This is a genomic window from Colwellia sp. Bg11-12 (genome assembly GCF_014076955.1).
In the GTDB taxonomy this organism is placed as follows: Bacteria; Pseudomonadota; Gammaproteobacteria; order Enterobacterales; family Alteromonadaceae; genus Colwellia_A.
This window is the reverse complement of the sequence record NZ_JACGUZ010000072.1, coordinates 66,860-89,552: the sequence shown is the minus strand read 5'-3', so window position 1 is coordinate 89,552 and position 22,693 is coordinate 66,860. Positions and strand designations below refer to the sequence as shown.

The window sequence follows — 22,693 nt, the reverse complement described above, 5'->3', positions numbered from 1 at the left end:
AGCGATTTTATCCACTAATGGCTGTTATATGCCTAAAGGAATATAGTGTGAGGTTTCCCCTTTTATTTTTATTATCAATATTTTCGTTAAACTGTTATGGCTTAACCAATTTAGAGATTAAAAACTGGCAAGATGATCTTGATGTTTACTCTCAAAGGCTAACAGAGAAGCACATAGACCTTTATCATACAATTTCCAAGCAAGCATTTAATAAAAAAATAATGCATCTGAAAAGCACTTTAGCTACGTTAACAAACAATCAGATTTTAGTTCAATTAATGAAGCTAACACACAGCATTGGCGATGGGCATACATCATTACCTTTATGGGCAGCTAATCTAAAAAGTTTTCCTATTCAATTAAAAATGATGCAAGGAAAGCTTTATGTTATTAAAACAACAAAAGATTTTAAACACCTTCTTGGCGCTAAACTTGAAACAATTGACGGTATTCAAGCAGAAGAAATTTATCTTTTATTTTCTCAACTCACCCCTTTCTCTGAAAACAAATACTCAACACAAGTAAGAGCAGCAGAGTATATTCCCAAAGCTGAACTGCTTAATGGCTTAGGGGTTATTAATGATACAGATCACGCTTGGTTCACATTTAAAGTGGGTGAAAAGCGAGTAAAGCAGCAATTAAAATCTCATCACTCAAACGAATATAACGCTTATCTCTCAATTGAAAACTACTCTTTATTTCCTGTAGAGGAAAAATTAAACGACAATCTTTGGTTTGGGGCGTCAACTAATAAAAAAGTAATTTATGTTAAGTTTCGTCGTTACACCTCAATATCGAACATGGGGTCATTGGCTGAAGATTTACTTTCTTTCATTAATGAACAAGCGTCAGAAAAGTTGATAATAGATCTTAGAGAAAATTATGGAGGTAATTTTTTTATCGGTTTAAAACTTGCTGAACTGCTTGTGTTGGCTGATAGCATTGATTGGAAATCAGGGGTTTATGTTCTTATTGATCATGCTACCTTCTCAGCTGCAATGAGTAATGCCGCACAATTCTCACAACTATTGAATGCAAAGTTAGTGGGGGAGCCTACCGGTGCTAAACCTTCAGGATATCAAGATATGGGACAATTCACGTTACCAAATTCTACACTAGGGGTAACGTATTCAAAGCGGTTATATCATTTTGGTAATGACACAAAAGATGCGTTATACCCAGATGTTGCCATTGAAGTTTCAATTGATGATTACCTTTCTAATAATGACCCTCAATTGCAATGGATAATACATGATGTGGGTTTGAATTAATCCGCTTATAACAACTTGCTCACACGGATCAAGCTATGGCTTTGCTTGCGCCTGGTAAATTACACGAACCATTATTTAGCTTGTTACTGACCTAGTTAGTTATTATAGTTAGATAACAAACGGTTATATATTCATCTAAAGGAATAGTAAAATGAAAAAAGCACTATTAATATTATCATTAGCATCAATTTTGATGTCGTGTGCATCAACAAATGCAAAGCAAGAAAAAAAAGAATATCTAGATTTAACAAATGATTATGATCAAAGTACTTTAGCTCAATATTGGAAGGTTAGTAAAAGAGTTGACCCTAAGTACCCAATAAATGCCGCTAGGCAAAATATTTCTGGATGTGTCGAAGTACTTATAGGGATCAATGAAAAAGGAGAGGTTGATGGCTATAAAATCAATAAATCTTATCCAAAAAGGGTATTTGATCAAAGTACTCAAGCTGCATTAATGGCTTGGAAATATGAACCCACAAAAGAAAATGCAAGCCATCAACCTGTTTTAACGTTAATTCAAATGGATTTTCAAGTTAAACGTAGTAGTACAGATGATAGCTTTGAAAAACACTGTGTAAATAAAAGTGTTTAACTCTATAAGAATATGCAGACATGAGAGTGAAGATAATTACATTTATTTTTAAAGCGCAAGTTTCTATCTGCAACGCTTTCTTATTCAGTTTCATGATTAATATTGGGTTGGTTGGTAGTGTGCAAGCTAATACAATTTTAGAGCAAATAGAAGCACAAGAACACCTGCTTGGCGCTCGTATAGGTGTTTCTATTTATGATGTAAAAGCCAATGACTCATGGGATTATAATGGCAATGCTAAATTTCCATTAATGAGCACATTTAAAGTACTAGCCTGCGCAAAATTACTTGCTGATGTTGAAAAAGGATTACAATCTTTTGATACTTCTACCGTTATAACCACAGATTCTTTGATTAATTGGTCGCCGATAACAAAAAAGCTTGTTGGTGAAAAAATCTCGTTAAAGGAGGCATGCTCAGCAGCGATGATCATGAGTGACAATACCGCGACCAATATTGTACTTAAAGGTATTGATGGACCCAAAGCTTTAACGCAGTTTATGCGTGCTATTGGCGATGAAGTCACTCGGTTAGATAGAATTGAACCTGAATTAAATGAAGCACTTGATGGGGATAAAAGAGATACCACAACCCCAAATGCAATAGTGAAAAGTTTGCATACCTTATTATTTGGTGATGTATTATCTCAAGATTCAAAAGTGCAACTCAAGCAATGGATGATAGATAACAAAGTTACGGGGAGTTTATTACGGTCGGTACTCCCTGAACATTGGTTCATTGCAGACCGTTCAGGCTCTGGGGGCTTTGGTTCCAGAGGAATTACCGCTGTTGTTTGGTCTGATAAACGAACACCGCTAATTATTAGTATTTATTTAACGCAGACCGATGCCACTTTCGCCCAACGTAATAAAGCCATTGCGGATATAGGCAAAGCAATATTCGCTGTTTATCGTAAATAAACGCTAAAAAATTGTGAGTTTTTATTAAAAAACCGGCATAGGCCGGTTTTTTAATTTATTAATCAAGGTGATTTACTCAGGGTTATTGCTAGAAAGTAAAGGTTTTGCTGTCTTTTCCTCCTTTTTCTGAGTCTACTGTTACCTGGTAACTGCCTTTGCCATCAACAATCCACTTAACGACAGTTGTTGAATGTCCAGCAATAGTTGCTACTTTAATTGTCGCTGGGTTTAAGTCGTGGTCAGTATGCGTGTTAGCCCCCTCACTAATGACCGTTAACCCACTTAATATTTTAAAGTCTTTAGATACTATAGATATACGGTCTTCAAAAGACAGGTTGTTATTAACATCTTGTGACAAGCGTGTCGGTATTGCTCTTTCATTTGCAATGTTAGCGGTGATCTCATACAAACCGTTACTGAGCTTACGTGTTGACGAACGTGTCACTTTTAGTTGTGGCATATGGTAGGCATGAAATAAGGTAAAGGCCATATTTCGGTGTGCTTCTTCCTCTAAAAGAAAAGAGGGGGGTGTTCTACCAAAATTTTTCTTAAAACCGCCTACTTCAATATCACCATAAATAGGGTGCTTTACTTTAGTCCAAGGCACAAACGCGTCACCAAATAAAAGATGCGTGTTGAAATTATGGTTTTGATCACCCAATTTGTCACGTGTCTTGTCGTTTGGACGAAACATGTTAGCAGAAGTCCACAGTTCATTGGTAAATGCCATTATGCCATTGTTGCCATAAAACCAGTCAAACTCACCACCGTAAACTTGATAGAGATCTTTCCAAGCAACAAGATAGCGATAATTTGGCAATATTTGTTCACCTTGGTTGGCAATAAAGTCGTATACGCCAATATCAGAACGAGTGTATTTGTTATTTGCTTTACCGGGGCCACGTAAAATCATACCGCCAGCATTGTGGTAACTTTGAGCGGCAGCAATGTTACGGTGAGCTTTAACAAATTTCGCAACGGCACTGGTTTCTTTTAATGAAAAAGGATAACGACGTGCGCCTCTTTGAATATAAGCAGGCTCCCATTCATTTGCCCAGTCACGATTAGGATCATATTCGTAAACCCCTTTGCCATCTTCGTTTACACGGCCATCACCATCGTTGTCATATCCTTCAGCGCCTAACATACGATAATCGCCCGTTTGACCTTCAGCAACACGCACCATTAAGCCAGGGTATTTTTCGTCTTCTTTATGCGTACCACGTACCGTATCTTTAATACGCATGCTAGTAATGTGGCCATCATTATTTAGATCTTCTGGACCGTCTTCATCTATTTCACCGTCAAGGTCGTTATCAGTGGGAACCATGCCAGAGCGAGGAGAGTGCGCGGTATTTGCTTCATTCATAAACCAATCACGTCCGTCAGGGTTTATGGTTGGCACTATATAGAAAGCTTTGTCGTTAAGCAGTTCGGTTATCCATTTCACTTTACCGTAGCTTTCCGTTAAGAACCAAGCGGTATAAAGAGAGACTTCTGTTCCTTGAATTTCATTAGAATGAATATTGCCATCAATATACATTGCAGGTTTTGTTGTATCATCGCCGTTGTTGTAATTGGTGATCTTAATAACAAAAATATCACGCCCTTCAAAGGACTGACCTATAGAGGCCAGTCGCGTAAGTTTTGGGTAGGCTTTATTTATTTTCTTAAGTATTTTTATCGTACTTTCTGAGTCGTAAAAACGATTCCAACGTATATCTACTTTAGGGTCTAGAGGGGCACCTAACGCTTGTAAACCCGTAAGTTTATCTGCGGCTTGTGCCGTTACATTTAATAAAGCAGTGACGGTTAAAATACCGAAAAGCACTATTTTTTTCATAATTAAGCTCCAAACTTAACGGTTTGTTTTACTGCATCGATGACCGGTGAAGATATTTCAAATGAGGCATTACGATGCCCTTTGGTGTTGATCAGCCATTTGATTTCTTGTTGTCCGCCATTAGCCTCAATAGGCGCCAATAATGTCCGCTTGGAACCGCCAATGAAGTTTTCTTTAGGTAAATTCCATTGAACTCTTACTGGTAGCATCCAACGCGTTAGCTTTCCCATTGCACTTTGTGTTGGCAGTTTGCCAGTATTTTTTATTTTTAAGGTGACTCGGTAAAGATCGTTGCCGAGCTTTTTAACGCTTTGACTGACTTTAAGTTCAGGAAATAGCGTGGTTAATGAAGCAACGTATTCTGAACTCTTCGTCTGGGCAAAAACAGCAACATCAGGGTTGTTCAAGTAGGCAAGTCGAAATCCGCCCACTTCTACTTGCTCATCAGCAAAGTCGGGGTGAGCTATTTTTGTCCACGGCACAACAGCGCCTTGAAGCCCTTTACTTTTAGCATTAGCTACCAAACGGCTTTCTTTAGTATCTGAGATTTTCGCGTCTGTATTCTTTTTGTTATCGATTTTACTTTCAACAACACCCGCATCGTTTTTATTTTTGTCTTCACTCGTATTTGCAATGGTTATTTGTTTAAAATTCCAACCATTAGTCGCTATAGACCACCTGCCACCATGAAAATAGGCCCAGTCGTGAAAAGTACCTTGTCCACGGTTTTTGGCGCTTACTGTCCAGTCTTTATGATCTTCGAGCCATAAGTTAGAAAATAACTTATGGCTGTTAACATCTTCTTTAGGCATTTTATCGAAAGCTTCTAGTGGGCGTTTATATTCACTGACCATTACTTTTTTGGCTGGCCAGTTTTCATGTAGATTGTCGTATTTAGAAAAGTTAACCGTCATCAAAATATTCTGATGATCGATCACAAAATCAATCAAGGCGCGTGTTTCAGGTTCAGATGCTTGATTAACACCAGAGCCAACACCAAAATAGTCATAGTTGTAGGTGAAATTTTTATTTATTGCTGCTCCGCCATAGCCGTCTTCGTCTAATTGACCATCGCCATCGTCATCTTTACCTTCATTGAGTACTCGGTATTGACCCTCTTCGTTTTTCAATGGGTCTACTTTAACTAATAAATTTGGCGCTTGTTCACTGGGTTTGTATAAACCTGAACGGTCTGTGATCCTAAGCTGGGAAATAAAACCATCGTTGTTGAGATCGTTAGGGCCATCTTCATTTGTCTTTAAGTCGTTGTCGTCATCTGTTTCTAAATGATTAAACGTCGTTGAATAGCCATTTTTACCCAGCATAAAGTTTGTTGCGTCTGGATTGGGCATTGGCACAATAAATATACTCTTGCCATTTCGCTCTACTTTGCCTGACTTTAGATCTTCAATAAGACGCATAGCAAGTTCAGTACCTACTAAATAATCACCATCAACGTTTCCGGTAACCAAGACAGCGGGTGATTTTTCATCGCCAAATTGTGCCACGACTATCGATTTTCCCGAGCGAGAAGACCCTATTTGCTGAGTTTTCACACCCAGTTTTTTTAACTGTTCTAACATCTCAGCATGACTGGTGTATTGGTTAATATAGTCTTGACCAACACAACTGCTAGAGATGAGGAATAACGCGAGTAGTCGCTTCATTTACTTGTATGCTCCTGTTAAAAAACGCTTAGTTATTATAATAATTGTTTAAGCGAACTTAAATTATCCATAAAGAGTATATATTTTACTCAATAAATTCAAAGAAAAGTGCTTTAAATGAGCTGGTTTGTTAGATATTCAGGCTAAACGTCAAAATGAACAAATATGTCAAGACGCTAAATAGTTCAAACGACTGTTTTCATATTGAAAGTCGACAATTTATCGCCTTATTTACCCTGACTAATTTATTTCACTAATTATTTGAAATAAAAGTGCTTTTAATAGATATTAAATACACTTTAACTTTATGCCAGATAACTATGTTTAAAATAATTAACACACCCATTTTGTTATTTTTAGCCACTTCATTATCACTTTTATTAGTCACGGTAGCACATGCTAAAACACCACTAGATATCAATGAACAGAAGATAGTTAAACAAGTTAAACTCGCGTTACCGCAGTCACTTAAAGACATTGAACAAGCAGTAAATATAAACAGTGGTTCAATGAATTTTGAAGGTGTAAAACAGGTTGGTTTACTGGCTAAGCAACAACTTTCAGAAATCGGCTTTGAAGTGCAATGGCTAGATGGAAGTGCTTTTAATCGAGCTGGCCATATTTTAGCGACTCACAAAAGTAACAATCCAAACGCTGTTAAAATTTTAATGATTGGTCATTTAGATACCGTATTCGCCAAAGATGATAACTTTCAATACTATAAAAGGCTAAGTAAAATACATGCGGCGGGTCCAGGTATTGCTGATATGAAAGGCGGTAACACCATTATAATTGCTGCAATGCGCGCATTAACAAAACTTAACTTACTTGATAATGTCAGTATAAAAGTGCTATTAACAGGCGATGAAGAAAGCAGTGGTCGCCCTTTATCTTTATCAAAAAAAGCCATCGTTGATGGTGCGATTTGGGCTGATATTGCCCTTGGTTTTGAAAATGGTGACAACAATATAAATACAGGTATGGCAGCACGTAGGGGTTATACGGGCTGGACTTTAAATGTAGAGGGTAAGCCAGCTCACTCGTCTCAAATATTTAACGACGAAGTAGGGTATGGTGCAATTTATGAAACGGCGCGTATTTTAGAAGCTTTTAGAGCCCAGTTGGAACAAGAAGAAAATCTCACTTTTAATCCTGGCATGATCATCGGCGGTACCAGTATAGATTTTGATCTCGATAAATCAGCAGGTTCAGCATTTGGTAAAAGTAATGTTATTGCGCAAAAAGCTAAAGTCAAAGGTGATTTAAGGGCACTTTCAAATAAGCAGCTAAAAAGCGCTAAACAAACGATGCAAAACATTCTCAAAAATAATTTAAACCATACACAAGCTGAACTCATTTTTGAAGCAGGTTATCCACCTATGGCGCTTACCAGCGGTAACTTAGCCTTGTTGGAACAATATAGCCAAGTCAGTCAAGATTTAGGGTATAACGCCGTAATTCCTGCTAATCCGCGTAAAGCAGGCGCAGCTGATATTTCATTTGCCGCTGAGCATGTTGATATGTCACTTGATGGTTTAGGCTTAATGGGCACGGGCGCTCATACTAAAAATGAAATTGCAGATTTAACAACGCTAAATAAAAATATCGAAAAAGCAGCAATTTTGATTTATCGTTTGTCTAAAAAAAGTCATAAATAATGACCTGAACAAAACTAATACCTCATTTTCGATGGGCTTACTTATATTCAAAAGTAAATTCATCGGAGACATCAACCTCAATAAAAACCATCAAACATAGCTCCTGTCATTAACGTCTTTTAAAAACCTAGTTTAGGTAAGTAAATCGTATTAGAAACGTGTATAGGTGACTCCCAAGTTAATCAATCGGGTAGGTTTAAACTTGTTGTCAAAACACCTACATATTATTAATGACTGTCATCATCTTTTTTTCAAGCATAAAGACAATTTATAGTGTCTTCTGCATTTTCCAGCTGCCATCAGCTTGGCGGCAGGCATATCCATAAAGCTGTTGGTTTTCCCCTGCTATTTCAGCATCGACAATAAACTCTCGACAAGGGCCTGAATTGGATTGGTCGGTACGTATTGGCTTTACTTTATAATAATTCGCTGTATCAGGGTTACGCCAAGATGATATCTCATTGGTTTTATTGTGCTCTAATATATAAGCAGTACGGCTGCGATCTTCAGCGTCCATATGCTCGCCGATAGCTCTGCCTAATTCACTACCAAGAATAGCACCAAAAAAAATAGCTAAAGCTCGTCCACTACCTTTACCAATACTTGAACCAACGGCGGCACCAGTTACTGCACCTGCTTCTTTTCGGCTAGCGCAACTTTGAACCAGTAGTGTAAAAAATAAAATAAAAAGTACCATTGAAGACGTTTTCATTTGTAACCTCATATTCAAAGTAAATAACAAGCAGGTTCACTTATTAACGAAGATAAATCATTACATCAATTTAATGCAGAGATAATCTGCTTTTATGAGTATGAATTTAGGCTAAAGAAATTTACACGTCGCTGATATAAATCATCTGAGATAGAAGCAACTGATGTGCAGTATTAATTATTGGTTAGTGTATTACTGAGGAGGTGCGTTGGCTCGAAATGTTAAGGAAAAAATATAAGGGTAAACGACTCGTTAGTTTTAGTTGAGAGACGAGTCTATTGCTTTGACTAAAATATCAAGCTCTATTGGTTTTCCTACAATACCATTAAAACCAGCTTCTATATATTTTTATATCGGGGTTTAACTCCCAATCAGTAGAACATAGTTGATAGACAGAGGGAATACTTTACCTTCCCCCCTTGTATGTAGTTAACCGTTAGGAAGTTGCTATTTTACAATTGAATGATAGTTTACATTTACTTATTCTTTGTCGGCTATACGGATCGATGCTTTAATAATTTTAACCGTTTCTTTAGTTTTACCTCCTCGGCTACCTAAGGCTTCAATTTTAGCTAAGCTATCCTCTAAATCTGTGACAACTTTACCAAAAACAGTATGTTTACCATCTAAAAAGGGTGTAGGTAAAAAGGTAATGAAAAACTGACTACCGTCAGTACCTGGACCTGAATTTGCCATGCTTAATATACCCGGCTCACTATGACTTATGTCACTCTTAAACTCACCATCATATTTATAACCTGGGTTGCCAGTACCATTACCCATAGGGTCCCCACCTTGTGCCATAAAACCAGGAATAACACGATGAAAAGTTAACTCGTCATAGAACCCCAGTTTAGTTAAATAAATAGTACTAGAAACATGCATAGGTGCAGAATCGGTTAAAAACTTGATAGTCAAATTACCTTGGTTTGTTTGCAATTCCCAAAAGTAATCTTTACCTGGTGTAAAGGTAAGTAGTGGCGGTTTACTTAACGTGGTTTTCCAAGCAGGGTCAGTTTTATCTAAAGTTTGTTTTGTTATAAATTTGTCTGCCGTTTTTAGGGCGGGATCTATGGGATTACAAGCGGCTAGCGTTATGATTATAAAAAGGCCAGCAATGATGTTTTTATTATTTTTCATAGGTAGTGTCTATTTTATTTCAATGAGTTAAAAGGAGTTAATTGATTAAATATTATCAGATATTAAGCGTGACTTTAAACTTTTAGTTGTCAATATCTTCAATATTGACACGCATAATTTCAGAAGAAATTGATTGCTGATGTTTATATTTAGTGGGTAACACTGCGATAACAACCAAATAACACATCATGAAAGAGTGGTGTTAAATACCTGTTACCATGGAAAATTTTAGCGTTAGTTCGTCACAAATACATCATTAAATTGCCACAATACTCACCTAGCATGACACGAACTTCAATTATATTTTAAAAATTTTGTTACTCATTTTATAAAGAGTCAATACAAGGAACAGTTATGCAAACTTATTTTCCAAAAAAACATTGGGTTTTACTGGCGTTAACGGCGGCTTTTTTTCAAACTGGGTGCAATAGTGACAATAATACCGTTGATGCAGTTCCTCTTGAATTTAATAACGAAGCCGTAGCTAAAGTCGCGGATAAAGTGGTTGCTCAAGTAGGGGTAAGACCCTTATTTTTAATTAATGAAATGAAAAACAGTGAATTAAAAACTAAGCTTGAGCAGTGTAAAGATAATACGTTTTACCGTTCTGATTTCTCAATAGGACATCGTGGCGCTTCTATGCTCTTCCCAGAACATACCAAAGAGTCTTATCAAGCTGCCATTGATTCTGGTGCTGGTATTGTTGAATGTGATGTTACCTTTACCTCAGACAAGGCCTTAGTGTGTCGTCACTCTCAATGTGATTTAGCCACAACAACTAATATTCTAGCCATACCAGAGCTCGCAGCTCAATGTTCACAGCCATTCTCTCCGGCAGACCTAGCCAATGGCGCATTAGCTACCGCCAAATGCTGTACAAGTGATATTACGCTTGCCCAATTTAAAACACTTAAAGGTAAGATGGATGGTGCGAACTTACAAGCAACTACCGTAGAAGAATACATGCGAGGCACACCTGATTGGCGTACGGACCTTTACTCAGGTACAGGAACATTAATAACGCATGCTGAAAGTATCGCCATGTTCAAAAATGCCGGTGTTAAAATGACACCTGAATTAAAGGCCGCTAGCGTACAAATGCCCTTTGACAACTTTAGTCAAGCAGATTATGCGCAAAAAATGCTCGACGAATACATAGTTGCTGGCGTGCCAGCATCTCAAGTGTACCCACAATCATTTAATCTTAAAGATGTTGAATATTGGATAGCGAATGACTCAGCGTTTGCTAAACAAGCGGTATTTCTTGATGGTAGAAATAGTGAAGCTGGTTTTGATCCGCAAAATCCAGAAACTTGGACCCCAAGTATGGACCAGTTAAAAAGCCAAGGTGTTGAGTATATAGCGCCACCTTTATGGATGTTGGTGACCTTAAATTCAGCAGGTGAAATTATACCTTCTGAATATGCTAAAGCAGCTAAATCCGCTGAACTTAACATTATTGCATGGTCGCTTGAACGTTCAGGCTTATTAGCCAATGGTGGTGGGTGGTATTATCAAAGTATATCCGACGCAATAAATAACGAAGGTGATGTACTTATATTGTTAGATGTTTTAGCAAAGGATGTAGGTGTTGTTGGTGTGTTTTCTGATTGGCCAGCAACGGTTACTTATTACGCTAATTGTATGGGGCTTGATAAAGAGTAAAGGGAATAACGAAAAAACTTTATAACAATGAATACGAATTTCAGTATTCATTGTTATAATTTATGCTGGATTACGCGCTAAACGCTATTTTTATTCAGAGACTCAACAGCATAGAGTAAATCTAACAGACTCTTTAGACGTATCTATTTCAGCTCAAATTCATCCGCATCTAAAAAGGCAGGGAAGTTAGCTTTGAATTTTTCAAGTTTGCTAAAATCAAGCTGTGTGGCAATGATTTTTTGTTGATTATCAGTGGCACTAAGTATGTTTTCACCGTCAAAATTAATGATGGTTGTTCCACCTGAGTGAGGAACATTATTGCCGTCTGCACCAACGCGATTAACCCCCACAACAAAGCTTTGATTTTCCATTGCACGTGCTTTTAATAACGTGTCCCAAATATGACGTCGTGGGGCCGGCCAATTAGCAACATTAACCATTAAATCATAGTTTTGACGGTTTCTCGACCAAACAGGAAAGCGTAAGTCATAACAAACTAATGGCAGTATTTTTATGCCGTTAATCGTGATCACTTTTCTGTTTTGGCCCTGTTCTACATGGTCTTGCTCTTTACCTAAACGAAAAAGATGACGTTTATCATAATGTTCAACGGTTCCATCAGCAAACACCCAATAAAAACGATTGACCTTTTTATCGTGTTGGCTCACTAACACCGTACCCGCGACGACACAGTTGTATTGCTTTGCCATTTTTTTTAGCCAGACTAAAGCCATGCCACCATCTTCTGGTTCTTGCACGTCTTCTCTGTTGATACAAAAACCGGTTGAAAATGTTTCTGGGAGTAATAATAAGTCGACAGCCGTATTGTCAATAAAGTGATCGCTGATCAGCTGTTCTAATTGCTTTAAATTGGCTTGTTGGTCTAACCAATGAATATTAAACTGTACTGCGGCTATGGTTAAAGTTGACATAATATTCCTGCGGCTTTTAGTAAGGTTTCGTCATTTTTAGCAAAACACAGTCGTATCACTTTATTCTCTTGATGATAAGCTTCCCTATGTTCTGCGGGATAAAGCGGACTCAGTGGAATAGCCGCAACGCCTATTTCTTTGGTTAACCATATACAAAAATCACGATCATTTAACGTTGATATAGCTGAATAATCTAGTAATAAGAAGTAAGTGCCTTTTGATGGAAGCAGGGTAAAGCGAGAGTCTTTTAAGGCTTTTATGAGTAAATCTCTTTTTTGCTGATAGAAACTGGCTAACGCAGTGATATGTGATGGTTGTTCTTTCAACATTTGTGCAATAGCAATTTGTGCTGGCGTGAATGAGCAAAAGGTAACGTACTGATGAATTTTTCTAAATTCGGCTGTAAGTTCAGCGGGTGCGGCGCAATATCCCATTTTCCAACCAGTACAATGAAAGGTTTTACCAAAGCTAGAAACAACAAAGGCACGTTTAAATAAATCAGGGTAACGTAAAACACTCTCATGGCGTAAACCATCAAAGGTCATGTGTTCGTAAACTTCGTCGCTAATGACATATAAATCGTACTTCTCAACCAAAGCTTGTAGCGTACGTAAATCAGATGCGTTTAATATTGAACCTGTTGGGTTGTGTGGGCTATTAATAATAATGGCACGTGTTTTTTCATTAATCGTTTGTTCAACTAATTCCCAATTTATGGCATAACTTGGCGCAGCAAGTGCAATATGTCGACACGTGCCTCCGGCAAGTTCAATCGCTGGTTCATAAGAGTCGTAGGCGGGATCGAAAATAATTACTTCATCATTTGGGCTGATCAGCGTTTGAATCGCAACCCATAATGCCTCGGTAGCACCTGAGGTAATCGTAATATTGTTTAGACCATTGAGTTTTTTTTCATCAGTTAAATGCGATTGATATTGCCTATGTATCATTTCTGCAATTTGCGTTAATAAATCGGGCAAACCGTTTGAAGGGGAGTATTGATTTTTTCCTTCATTGATCGCCTGATTAATTTTATCTTTTAAAAAAGCAGGCGTGTCAAACTCAGGAAAGCCTTGAGATAAATTTATGGCTTGGTGTTGATTTGCCATCATCGACATCTCAGTGAAAATACTGGTATCTACGTTGGGCAGTTTACGGGTAAAAGAAGATGGCACAAATGGCTCCCTTGATTTCTTAGGTGAATATGTTTCGGTGGTCAGTGTTTAAGTTAGCATTGTTCAAGAGGCGATAGTTTTAATTTGAATAGGCATTGAACGCATCAACCGAATGTTAAGGCTAACAGCTGACGAGTTCAATCGTTATCATTTTTAAATATTAAGTGCCTTCTAAAGGGGCTTAAATTAATAAAAGAACTAACAGGTTAACATGGTTAAAGCGCGACATAATTAACGCACACTTTTATTCTTCACCGTTAAGACAAGTAAAGCTATTGAAATGGCGAGAAAATAGTAAGGTGTTCCTGCTTGCCAACTTACTTGGCTATTAACACCAAAAAAGTCTAGATATAACGCTGCTTGAATCGGTCCCATATACCAAATTGCTGGGTATAGCACTTCAAACATACGTTTTGTGCCAGTAAATGCACCACAAAAATAGGCAAGTGATACGGTAAATGAAATAGCTATAATTAATTGAATGATTAACAGCCACTCGGACATTGCCGCAAATCTAAGCGCACTTCCTAAACTTGCCATTGTCAATAACACCCATGCCGAAGAGTAGCTGGCTAAACTTTGCTGTATTGCTGACTTATTACTGTAGGTTATTAATTCGGTAGTATTCGCTTGTTTCTCTATTTGTCCGAGCTGCGAAACGACTAAAACACACCACAACCATGAAAGCGGCAAAAATACGCTGACCAACAATTGCTGACTAATAAACAACTGTATGATGTTTAATGTTAAAAGTCCCATTACCCAGTAAGTTGAATGGCCTTTGAGTAATAATTTTAGCTCTAATCGTAATAAACGTGTAAAAGCGAAATGCTTGGTTAGCAAATAAAAAGGAATATCAAGTCGGCTGATCACTTGTGTGTTTAAGAAGATAACTAATTTTGATGGCTGTTTGTTTTCGGTAAGTGAATGTTGACTAAAACGATCAAAAAATATCACTGCAATTATAAAGCAGCTCAAGCTAATAATCAGTAAAGGTATGATACCCAACAGGTTCGAAGTTGATGGTTCTATGCCTTGCCAAATAAAAGTGTTAACGGTTTCTACTTCATTGACTATGGTAACGCCGATATGTGTTGAGCCTTGTTGTAGCGGAAAACGTTCTGCAACCTCTGTATCTAGTTGAGAAAGTATTGCGCCTATTCCTGAAACACTTTCAATGGATTGAATAATCGAACCGGTCCATAAGAAAAAATAAACAACATTACCCAAGCCATTTTTAAGCCATTTAATTGTTTCAAACATTATCGCTAATGAAGCAACAGCTAATAGCATTGGCAATACAAACACTAATTGTGGCCAGGCTAACGCCCAAAGGTCTATTTGATAGCTTTCTCCGTAGTAGAGCTGAAGTAAAATACAACTGATCAACATAACCATCACGATAGAAACTAAAATGAGTACATTAGTACACCATTTTGCAAATAAAAAAGTGAGTTTGTTAATAGGCGTTGCTGCAATAAGCTCACTGGTCATTGATTGTCGGTCTAATTCAAGCCCATTCTTGACCAGATAAAAACAGATGAGTGGTAGAAATAAAACGTTTAACATTGCCAAACAAATACCGAGCCAAGCACTGTTATAAATACCTCGGTAACCATTGACCACTAGCGTTTGATATTGATCATCTAGAGAAGGGAAAAAAAGTAAGGTTAATACCGACATTGCCAGCAAAGTAACAACAAAACTTTGTTGGCGTGTTCGTTGTTTAAAGTCGGCGAGAATACATTGCCATAACTGACTCATTAACATGCCCTCGACAGATCAGTTTGAGAACGTTTATTACTGGTAAAGTACAGGTAGGCATCTTCTAGTGATGGTGCTCTTGACGTTGCTCGAGCATCAGGGCAATAGTCAGCGACAATGTTTAATTCAACCTTGTTTTCTTTTCGTACGCTGTGACTAATAATAAAGTCGTGCTGAACTTTTTTTAATTCACTGACATTGCAGGTGAGGTGCCAGCATTTATTCGCTACTTTATCTTGCAGTGCGCTTGGCGTTGCTGACTGAATTAATTGTCCCGCTTGCATAATAGCAATACGGTCGGCTATCGATTCAACATCTGCTACTATGTGCGTTGAAAATATAATGCAACGATCATCGGCTAACTCAGTTAATAGCTGGCGAAAATTTGCACGCTCTTGCGGATCTAAGCCAACAGTTGGCTCGTCGATAATCAGTAACTTTGGACCATTGAGTAAAGCTTGTGCAATACCAATACGTTGTTTCATACCACCGGAATAGCCTTTTAATGGTAAATGTGCGGCATGTGTAAGATTGAGTTTATTAAGTAAATCTTCAATTTTTTGCTTGGCTAAAGATTCATTTAATCCCTTTAGCCCGGCCATATATTGCAAAAACTCAGTACCTGACAACTGGTCATAAACACCGAAATATTGTGGTAAGTAACCGAGTTCGTTACGCAATAACTGCGGTGACTTGATAATATTTTGTCCTTGCCATAGAATTTTCCCTTGGCTAGGCTTTGTGATCGTTGCAAGAATACGCATTAAGGTAGACTTTCCTGCACCATTAGGACCTAACAAACCTAAAATTCCAGGTACAACGTTTAATGACAGCGACTTTATGGCGAATTTTGCATTTTTGCCATCTTGGTATTGATGACTAAGTGATTGAATATCCAATAGCATTATAGTTCTCTTCCTCATTAAGATGAGATCAATTTAGCAAATATCACGCCAAAAAATAAACACTTACAAATCAAGTGTTTAAGTTGGACTGTGAGTTTTTGAAATTTACCCGCTTGATCAATCTCACTAACTATTAGTGAAATAAATAAAAATTATTGAGCGAAGCTTAACTAGAGGTTGGTATAATCATTATTCTTTTTAGGAGCGTTATGTGAAAATTTTCAGTGCTTTTATTGTCAGCGTGTTAGGGATTTTTTCAAGCAACATTGATGCGGGTGAATTAAAAAAAATTGATATAAGCGAGGTTATTTCAAAAGAAGAATTTGCCTTATATAAAAATGTTGCCGATTTCATTGAAAAATCACCTAAAGTGACGATTATTGTTAAACCTGATCAAGACGATGTCTCTATCTATGGCACAGATGTTGTTAAATCTCTTACGGGTTCAGATTGTAATAGAGATGGTGTTATGGACGATAATGCCACTTGTAACGCGGTTTATTATAAACTTTGGATGATATATGAGCGTTAATTTACAACATTAATAGGTAAATAAGCCCAAAATATAAATTATATAAACAACATTTTTAGTCCAATTAATATCAGTACTATACCTCCTAATAACTCTGATTTACTTTCGAGCCATGTACCACTTCTTGCGCCAATAAAAACACCAATAGCACTGAAAAACAATGTGGTAATACCGATTGTCGCGCATGCAATAAACGGATTGACCTCAAGTATCGTTAAAGAAAATCCTGCCGCCATTGCATCTATACTGGTTGCTATAGCAAGCACCAACATGATCCTATGGGTAATTTTAGCGATATCTTCTTCTATGCCTTCAGAAAGCGATTCGTAAATCATTTTTCCACCAATTAATACCAGTAAGAAAAATGCTATCCAAGGTGCATAAATCCCGACCCAACTAAAAAGACCTATACCGCCCATATAACCTAATAAAGGCATTAATCCTTGAAAAATACCAAAGTATAACCCAGCCATAACCGCAAGCGAGGTGGTCTTTTTCGTGCGCTTTGATCCTAAACCTATTGATACCGCAAATGCATCCATACTTAATGCTAATGCGAGAATGACTATGTCGAACACTTTGTAAACTCCAATAAATATAATTTTTACATTAATATGTTTTATGAAAAATAATTCTCATAGTAAGGGCTAATTAAAGCTATCTGGAGCACACCAATACCTTTAACGGTATGCTTACAGTTATTTAACCTCGTTGTATTTCAATAGATACGTGTGAAAGTTGTGGTAAAAACCGCTGTAAAATAGCTTCATACTCTGCTGTATCTAGCGGTTTAACAGCGGTTACTTTAATAATTGCTGCTTGATGAGCGGTGGCTATTTTCCAGACATGTATATCGTTTATTACCGTGTTTTTTTCATTTAATGCCAGTGAAATTTTATCCATGGTTGATTTTTTTATCGACTTATCAAGCAGCACTTCGCTTGATTCTTTGATAAGCCCATAAGACCAACGCAAGATCACTATAGCACCAACAATTCCCATTAATGGATCCATCCAGAGTAGCCCCAAGTACTTTCCAAAGAGCAAAGCAACAATCGCTAATAAAGAGGTAAGGGTATCAGCCAATACGTGAAAATAGGCTGCTTTCATCGTATGGTCTTGCTCATGGTGATGATGCTCATGGTCATCGTCTCCATGATGGTGGTGATGACCATCATGCAAGATAAAAACAGAGGCGACGTTGACGACTAAACCAATAATCGCAACCATGATAGCTTCGTTAAAATGAATAGATTGTGGTTCTACTAATCGAAGCACAGATTCTATTATCATCATCAATGCGACAATGGCTAAGGCGACTGCGCTGGCAAAGCCCCCTAAAGAGTTTACTTTACCTGTTCCGAAGCTGAAGTCTTTATTATTCGCATGTTTTTTAGCGTAAGAGTAGGCAAAGAGTGCAATAAGGAATGCCGCAGAGTGAGTACCCATATGCCAACCATCGGCAAGCAGGGCCATAGAACCTGACCACGTTCCTGCGGCAATCTCAAGTACCATAATAACGGTTGTTAACCAAAAAACAGTTTTTACTTTGTTTTCATGTAGCTTACTGTCAATACCAAAATTATGAGAATGTTCCCATTGAATACTGCTATCATTTTTCATTACATACCCTAAATTGGTCGCTTCATGCTGGATTGAAATAGCACCTATTTAAATTTTGTATTATACTATACCCTAGTATACTACTTTTCAAGCAAAGGACATTTATGTCACATACCATCGCAGGAAAAAAAAAGCTCCTCAGTCGTGTTAGGCGCATAAAAGGTCAGTCACTTGCTTTAGAGACAGCTTTAGAAGGCGAACCAAACTGCATGGCTGTTTTACAACAAGTTGCAGCGATTAAAGGGGCGGTGAATGGGCTGATGAAAGAAGTATTAGAAGCTCATTTGAGGGAGCATTTAGGCGCTGAGGAAATGACTAAAGAGCAGCGATTAGAAGAAGTAGAAGATGTTATTTCCATCCTTAAAAGCTATTTGAAATAACGTGTTAATTAAATTTAAGCGACAGTAATCATCATTTGATCACGTTGCTTTATTAAAGCATCACCTTATTTTTATTGAATATAAATATAGGGTATGCAATCATTTACGCTAATTATCATAGTTTGTAGGTTCTTGTGACTTTTAAATTATCTAAAACATTAATAGTATTGCTCGCTTGCATGACCTTTGTTGGTCAGGCAATGGCGTCGACTATTATGTCTTATCATATGATGAGTATGAAGGTAATGAACGAGCAATCGCAAGACATGTCTATGATGGATCACAGTGACCATAATATGGTTGCTACTTCTGACAGTTTTGAGGAATCAGAGACTACTGATAAATCGATGAAAGATTGTTGTGATGGCACCTGTAACTGTTTTACAGGAGGGTGCTCAATGATCATCGCATTGATGATAGATGTTACAGATAACGGCCCGATCGTTAATTTTTCATTTAAAATACGTTCCTCTTCTCATTTGGCATTAAGCCAACAACCATCGTCTTTATACCGCCCACCCATATTAAGCTAAATACAGCATAATTGTGTCCAAATTTTGGCACCTTTATATAACAATATACTGTGTTAGGCTTTTTTGATGCCGTTTTTTATAACGACTTTATCCCCGTCAAAACAAACTTAATGAATCAAAATATTAATTAATATCCCTCTTGGAGGGGTCATGTATTCAAATAAAGTTACCTTAAAAGCAATCGCTTCTTTTGTTAAAGCTATGGTTAGTTGTTCAATAAGTCAGGTGCTAGTCATACTCATTATGCCGCTACTTCTCACGTTGGCTATGGTGATGGTCAATCCGCTAAGGAAAAATACTCATGAATAAGTATAAATTTGATCAACAATTTTGTATGAAATTTATTGTAGGAACTCTCGCCTTTACACTTTTATCAGCAAGTGCTGCAACGTCGCCTTTAATGGGGGGTAATGCGCCGCTATCTTTTGCAAAGGCAGTTAAGGCCGCTCAAAAAAATGATCCTTGGTTAACAGGGAATGTTCATAAACAAAGCGCTATTGAGTCAATGAGTAGAGCGGTTAATACCTTGCCAGACCCAAAAGTGTCATTGGCTCTGTCAAATTTACCGGTGAATGGTTTTGATTTTGGCCAAGAAGGTATGACACAGGCTAAAGTTGGCATTTCACAAATGTTTCCTCGCGGAGATACTTTAGCGATTAAAAGCCAACAACTTAAAATACAAAGTGAAGCGTTTCCCTATCAAAGAAAAGACAGGGAATCAAAGGTCGCCGTAACGGTTGGAAGTTTATGGTTAGACGCTTATCGAATTCAGCAAAGTGTCGCCTTAATTGAAAAAAACAGATCGTTGTTTGAACAGTTAGCCGATTTAGCAACAGCAAGCTATTCATCTGCCTTAGGTAAAACACGTCAGCAAGATATTGTTCGAGCACAATTAGAGCTTACCTATTTAGATGATAGGTTAGATAAACTAGCACAACAGAAAAATCACTATGAGGGAATGCTTTCTCAGTGGTTAACCACGTTTTCAAAGGGAAGTAACTCAGGTGATGAAGTATACTCAGTCACTGATTATTCTTTAAACAACACTTTACATAATATCGTACTCAGCCAAGAGTTACCCCAAATAGCGTTACTTACTCATGATTTAGTTGCCAAAGAAAGTTGGCTAAAGCCAAGTGAATTGATCGCACACTTCTTAAGCCACCCGTCTGTTATGGCATTCGAAAACAAGATAAAAGCCACTAGAACAGGCATCAAGTTAGCACAACAAAAGTACAAGCCTGAATGGGGAGTAAACGCAAGTTACGGGTATCGCGCAGATGATCCTATGGGAAGAAGTCGAGCTGACTTATTCTCTGTTGGCGTGACATTCGATTTGCCACTTTTTACTGAAAATCGACAAGACCAAGAAGTTAAATCAGCGATATCTCAAACCGAAGCGATGAAAACAGAGAAGTTACTCTTACTTCGACAATTACTTGGTGCTTATTCGAGTGCAAAAGGAAGATTACTGCGTTTAAAAGACCGACAAAACTTGTATACAACCCAATTATTACCACAAATACACGATCAAGCAGAAGCCTCTTTGACTGCCTATACCAATGATGACGGCGACTTTTCTGAAGTTGTTCGTTCACGTATCGCGGTGTTAAATGCCGAAATAGACGAGTTAACCATTAACGTAGAAGAACAAAAAATACGGCTAGAACTTAACTACCTGTTTATAGGTAATCTTGGTATGGCAGCGAAACCACAAAAAACAAACAACGTGAAGTTAACCAGTAGCCGCAAAAATATGGTTATTTGGGGAGAAGAATAATGAGTACAACGACCTCAGTAAAACAAATGAAACCGATAATTCTGGGCATAATAATCGGCGGTATTCTCACTTTTAGTGCCACTCGGTTTATTACGCTGCTAGAGACTGACCAAGCAACCACCATGGTATCCCAAGAGAAAAAACCAATTTATTGGGTCGCACCAATGGATGCAAATTATAAAAAAGACAAACCAGGTAAGTCGCCGATGGGAATGGACTTAGTGCCTGTCTATGATGATGGCGGTGTCGGCCCAAATGAAGGTGCAGGCACCATTCGCATATTACCAGATGTTATTAATAACTTAGGGGTGCGCACGGTAACAGCAAATTATAAGTCATTACATACGGAAATAAACACTGTGGGTTATGTTGCTTATAATGAAGAAAAACTTGTTCATATTAACCCGCGTGTGCAGGGATGGATAGAGAAGCTCTATGTTAAATCAGTTGGCGATCGTGTTAAAAACAATCAACCTTTATATGATATATATTCTCCAGAGTTAGTGAATGCTCAAGAGGAATTATTATTAGCAATAGATAGAAAAAATAGTCGACTAATAAAGGCTGCAGAAAATAGATTGTCGGCATTACAGCTTTCTAAAGTCGCTATTGAAAAACTCAAAGAAACGAAAAAAGTTCAACAGAGAATAACCTTTTATTCACCACAAAAGGGCGTTGTTGAAAATCTTAACGTACGTGAAGGCTCATTTGTAAAACCAGGTTCTACGTTAATGTCAATTGGTGACCTTTCTGAAGTTTGGGTTGAAGCTGAAGTTTTTGAAAGACAAGCTGGGCAAGTTAAAATGGCGACACCCGCCACAATGACACTTGATTATTTACCGGGCAGAACATGGGAAGGTCAAGTGGATTATATCTATCCAACGCTTAATCCTAAAACACGTACAGTGAAAGTACGTTTACGCTTCGATAATGAAAAAGGTGAATTTAAACCAAATATGTTTGCGCAAATTGCCATTCATACAACCGATGATGAACAAGCGCTGATTATTCCAAAAGAGGCCTTGATCAGAACAGGCAAGCAAGACCGAGTTGTGCTTGCATTAGGTGAGGGAAGTTTCAAATCTGTAGAGGTCTTAGTGGGACACTATGGCAGTGAAAGTGTTGAAATACTTAAAGGGCTTAGCGACGGGGAAGAAGTAGTGAGTTCTGCACAATTTTTACTCGATTCAGAGTCAAGCAAATCGTCTGATTTTAAGCGCATGTATTATGAAGTTTCCGATAAAGAGCCTTCCCATAAAGTGTCTGACCAAGATAAATCAATGAAGATGAGTGGAAGCAATAGCAAGGTTTCGTCGACATCTGTTTCTTCTGCAACAGTAAATGGAACCGTCGTTTCGGCTATGTTCGATCATCGCATGGTAACTATCAACCGAGAAGCTATAGAAAAATGGGGACGCGCAGCAGACATCGTTGATTTCATTGTTGATGAGAAGGTTGATATGACCTTATTTTCAAAGCATGCTTATGTGATGTTTACCTTTGAAATTCGAGATAATAATTTTATTATTATCAGTGCAATGACCATGACTAAAGCTGACACAACAATGAAAAATGTTGTTAACGACCAAGGAGAATAA

At 37.7% G+C, this 22,693-nt stretch carries 21 protein-coding genes; 11 read left to right on the top strand and 10 right to left on the bottom strand.

Translation table 11 applies throughout. From position 1 onward, the window contains the following. The first annotated feature begins 47 nt into the window (after nt 1–47). The 3 genes from H4J39_RS19325 (at nt 48) to bla (ending at nt 2,786) form a co-directional block, all read left to right on the top strand. Complete coding sequence (locus H4J39_RS19325; protein WP_182228603.1) at nt 48–1,271, top strand: S41 family peptidase; 1,224 nt, start codon at nt 48–50, stop codon at nt 1,269–1,271. Nucleotides 1,272–1,422: 151 nt separating this feature from the next. Continuing rightward, entirely contained in the window at nt 1,423–1,866 is a 444-nt protein-coding gene (locus H4J39_RS11975) for an energy transducer TonB (protein ID WP_182228602.1), read from the top strand. 92 nt (nt 1,867–1,958) lie between these two features. Then, on the top strand, nt 1,959–2,786 hold the full coding sequence (gene bla / locus H4J39_RS11970; RefSeq protein WP_182228749.1) for a class A beta-lactamase: 828 nt from the start codon (nt 1,959–1,961) through the stop codon (nt 2,784–2,786). An 88-nt stretch (nt 2,787–2,874) separates the two neighbouring features. On the opposite strand, the gene H4J39_RS11965 is transcribed toward bla, so the two are convergent. Next, complete coding sequence (locus tag H4J39_RS11965) at nt 2,875–4,629, bottom strand: M14 family metallopeptidase (RefSeq protein ID WP_182228601.1); 1,755 nt, start codon at nt 4,627–4,629, stop codon at nt 2,875–2,877. Nucleotides 4,630–4,631: 2 nt separating this feature from the next. Next, nucleotides 4,632–6,296 carry a M14 family zinc carboxypeptidase gene (locus H4J39_RS11960; RefSeq protein ID WP_182228600.1) on the bottom strand — a complete coding sequence of 555 codons (1,665 nt, stop codon included), beginning with the start codon at nt 6,294–6,296 and terminating at the stop codon, nt 4,632–4,634. A 320-nt stretch (nt 6,297–6,616) separates the two neighbouring features. Here H4J39_RS11960 and H4J39_RS11955 point away from each other — a divergent pair, with 320 nt between their 5' ends. Then, nucleotides 6,617–7,954: a M20/M25/M40 family metallo-hydrolase gene (locus H4J39_RS11955; protein ID WP_182228598.1), complete on the top strand. Its 1,338-nt coding sequence runs from the start codon at nt 6,617–6,619 to the stop codon at nt 7,952–7,954. A 268-nt stretch (nt 7,955–8,222) separates the two neighbouring features. Here the strand turns inward: H4J39_RS11955 and H4J39_RS11950 are convergent, their stop codons facing one another. Together H4J39_RS11950 and H4J39_RS11945 are read right to left on the bottom strand one after the other, a co-directional pair. Then, complete coding sequence (locus tag H4J39_RS11950) at nt 8,223–8,666, bottom strand: RT0821/Lpp0805 family surface protein (protein ID WP_182228596.1); 444 nt, start codon at nt 8,664–8,666, stop codon at nt 8,223–8,225. A gap of 480 nt (nt 8,667–9,146) precedes the next feature. Next, nucleotides 9,147–9,806: a peptidylprolyl isomerase gene (locus H4J39_RS11945; protein ID WP_182228594.1), complete on the bottom strand. Its 660-nt coding sequence runs from the start codon at nt 9,804–9,806 to the stop codon at nt 9,147–9,149. Between the two features lie 354 nt (nt 9,807–10,160). Here H4J39_RS11945 and H4J39_RS11940 point away from each other — a divergent pair, with 354 nt between their 5' ends. Beyond that, nucleotides 10,161–11,471: a glycerophosphodiester phosphodiesterase family protein gene (locus H4J39_RS11940; RefSeq protein WP_182228592.1), complete on the top strand. Its 1,311-nt coding sequence runs from the start codon at nt 10,161–10,163 to the stop codon at nt 11,469–11,471. Nucleotides 11,472–11,614: 143 nt separating this feature from the next. On the opposite strand, the gene H4J39_RS11935 is transcribed toward H4J39_RS11940, so the two are convergent. From H4J39_RS11935 to H4J39_RS11920, 4 genes are all read right to left on the bottom strand, one after another. Further along, nucleotides 11,615–12,403, bottom strand: coding sequence for an amidohydrolase (locus tag H4J39_RS11935; RefSeq protein ID WP_182228590.1), 789 nt, complete (start codon nt 12,401–12,403; stop codon nt 11,615–11,617). After that, nucleotides 12,391–13,521: a methionine aminotransferase gene (locus H4J39_RS11930; protein ID WP_259368833.1), complete on the bottom strand. Its 1,131-nt coding sequence runs from the start codon at nt 13,519–13,521 to the stop codon at nt 12,391–12,393. Before H4J39_RS11930 ends, H4J39_RS11935 begins: the two co-directional genes overlap by 13 nt. A gap of 288 nt (nt 13,522–13,809) precedes the next feature. Then, nucleotides 13,810–15,342 carry a hypothetical protein gene (locus H4J39_RS11925; protein ID WP_182228586.1) on the bottom strand — a complete coding sequence of 511 codons (1,533 nt, stop codon included), beginning with the start codon at nt 15,340–15,342 and terminating at the stop codon, nt 13,810–13,812. Next, on the bottom strand, nt 15,342–16,247 hold the full coding sequence (locus H4J39_RS11920; protein ID WP_182228585.1) for an ABC transporter ATP-binding protein: 906 nt from the start codon (nt 16,245–16,247) through the stop codon (nt 15,342–15,344). The genes H4J39_RS11925 and H4J39_RS11920 overlap by 1 nt, the downstream gene beginning before the upstream one ends. 211 nt (nt 16,248–16,458) lie before the next feature. Here H4J39_RS11920 and H4J39_RS11915 point away from each other — a divergent pair, with 211 nt between their 5' ends. After that, nucleotides 16,459–16,779, top strand: coding sequence for a hypothetical protein (locus H4J39_RS11915; protein ID WP_182228583.1), 321 nt, complete (start codon nt 16,459–16,461; stop codon nt 16,777–16,779). Nucleotides 16,780–16,817: 38 nt separating this feature from the next. On the opposite strand, the gene H4J39_RS11910 is transcribed toward H4J39_RS11915, so the two are convergent. Both H4J39_RS11910 and dmeF read right to left on the bottom strand, forming a co-directional pair. Then, nucleotides 16,818–17,357, bottom strand: coding sequence for a manganese efflux pump MntP family protein (locus H4J39_RS11910; protein WP_182228581.1), 540 nt, complete (start codon nt 17,355–17,357; stop codon nt 16,818–16,820). A 124-nt stretch (nt 17,358–17,481) separates the two neighbouring features. Beyond that, nucleotides 17,482–18,402, bottom strand: coding sequence for a CDF family Co(II)/Ni(II) efflux transporter DmeF (gene dmeF, locus H4J39_RS11905; RefSeq protein WP_182228579.1), 921 nt, complete (start codon nt 18,400–18,402; stop codon nt 17,482–17,484). A gap of 104 nt (nt 18,403–18,506) precedes the next feature. Between dmeF and H4J39_RS11900 the strand changes: the two genes are divergently transcribed. The 5 genes from H4J39_RS11900 to H4J39_RS11880 all read left to right on the top strand — a co-directional run bounded on the left by H4J39_RS11900 (nt 18,507) and on the right by H4J39_RS11880 (nt 22,693). Next, the gene (locus H4J39_RS11900) at nt 18,507–18,782 is read left to right on the top strand and encodes a metal/formaldehyde-sensitive transcriptional repressor (protein ID WP_182228577.1); all 276 of its coding nucleotides are present in this window, start codon (nt 18,507–18,509) and stop codon (nt 18,780–18,782) included. A gap of 134 nt (nt 18,783–18,916) precedes the next feature. Further along, nucleotides 18,917–19,315, top strand: coding sequence for a hypothetical protein (locus tag H4J39_RS11895; RefSeq protein ID WP_310649748.1), 399 nt, complete (start codon nt 18,917–18,919; stop codon nt 19,313–19,315). Between the two features lie 150 nt (nt 19,316–19,465). Continuing rightward, entirely contained in the window at nt 19,466–19,624 is a 159-nt protein-coding gene (locus tag H4J39_RS11890) for a hypothetical protein (RefSeq protein WP_182228575.1), read from the top strand. Next, on the top strand, nt 19,617–21,095 hold the full coding sequence (locus tag H4J39_RS11885; RefSeq protein WP_182228573.1) for a TolC family protein: 1,479 nt from the start codon (nt 19,617–19,619) through the stop codon (nt 21,093–21,095). The genes H4J39_RS11890 and H4J39_RS11885 overlap by 8 nt, the downstream gene beginning before the upstream one ends. Next, nucleotides 21,095–22,693, top strand: coding sequence for an efflux RND transporter periplasmic adaptor subunit (locus tag H4J39_RS11880; RefSeq protein WP_182228571.1), 1,599 nt, complete (start codon nt 21,095–21,097; stop codon nt 22,691–22,693). Before H4J39_RS11885 ends, H4J39_RS11880 begins: the two co-directional genes overlap by 1 nt.

Coding starts and splice junctions, on each gene's coding strand:
- H4J39_RS11975 (WP_182228602.1), top strand. CDS start 1,423: ATGAAAAAAGCACTATTAATATTATCATTAGCATCAATTTTGATGTCG.
- bla (WP_182228749.1), top strand. CDS start 1,959: ATGATTAATATTGGGTTGGTTGGTAGTGTGCAAGCTAATACAATTTTA.
- H4J39_RS11965 (WP_182228601.1), bottom strand. CDS start 4,629: ATGAAAAAAATAGTGCTTTTCGGTATTTTAACCGTCACTGCTTTATTA.
- H4J39_RS11960 (WP_182228600.1), bottom strand. CDS start 6,296: ATGAAGCGACTACTCGCGTTATTCCTCATCTCTAGCAGTTGTGTTGGT.
- H4J39_RS11955 (WP_182228598.1), top strand. CDS start 6,617: ATGTTTAAAATAATTAACACACCCATTTTGTTATTTTTAGCCACTTCA.
- H4J39_RS11950 (WP_182228596.1), bottom strand. CDS start 8,666: ATGAAAACGTCTTCAATGGTACTTTTTATTTTATTTTTTACACTACTG.
- H4J39_RS11945 (WP_182228594.1), bottom strand. CDS start 9,806: ATGAAAAATAATAAAAACATCATTGCTGGCCTTTTTATAATCATAACG.
- H4J39_RS11940 (WP_182228592.1), top strand. CDS start 10,161: ATGCAAACTTATTTTCCAAAAAAACATTGGGTTTTACTGGCGTTAACG.
- H4J39_RS11935 (WP_182228590.1), bottom strand. CDS start 12,403: ATGTCAACTTTAACCATAGCCGCAGTACAGTTTAATATTCATTGGTTA.
- H4J39_RS11930 (WP_259368833.1), bottom strand. CDS start 13,521: ATGTCGATGATGGCAAATCAACACCAAGCCATAAATTTATCTCAAGGC.
- H4J39_RS11925 (WP_182228586.1), bottom strand. CDS start 15,342: ATGAGTCAGTTATGGCAATGTATTCTCGCCGACTTTAAACAACGAACA.
- H4J39_RS11920 (WP_182228585.1), bottom strand. CDS start 16,247: ATGCTATTGGATATTCAATCACTTAGTCATCAATACCAAGATGGCAAA.
- dmeF (WP_182228579.1), bottom strand. CDS start 18,402: ATGAAAAATGATAGCAGTATTCAATGGGAACATTCTCATAATTTTGGT.
- H4J39_RS11900 (WP_182228577.1), top strand. CDS start 18,507: ATGTCACATACCATCGCAGGAAAAAAAAAGCTCCTCAGTCGTGTTAGG.
- H4J39_RS11890 (WP_182228575.1), top strand. CDS start 19,466: ATGTATTCAAATAAAGTTACCTTAAAAGCAATCGCTTCTTTTGTTAAA.
- H4J39_RS11885 (WP_182228573.1), top strand. CDS start 19,617: ATGAATAAGTATAAATTTGATCAACAATTTTGTATGAAATTTATTGTA.
- H4J39_RS11880 (WP_182228571.1), top strand. CDS start 21,095: ATGAGTACAACGACCTCAGTAAAACAAATGAAACCGATAATTCTGGGC.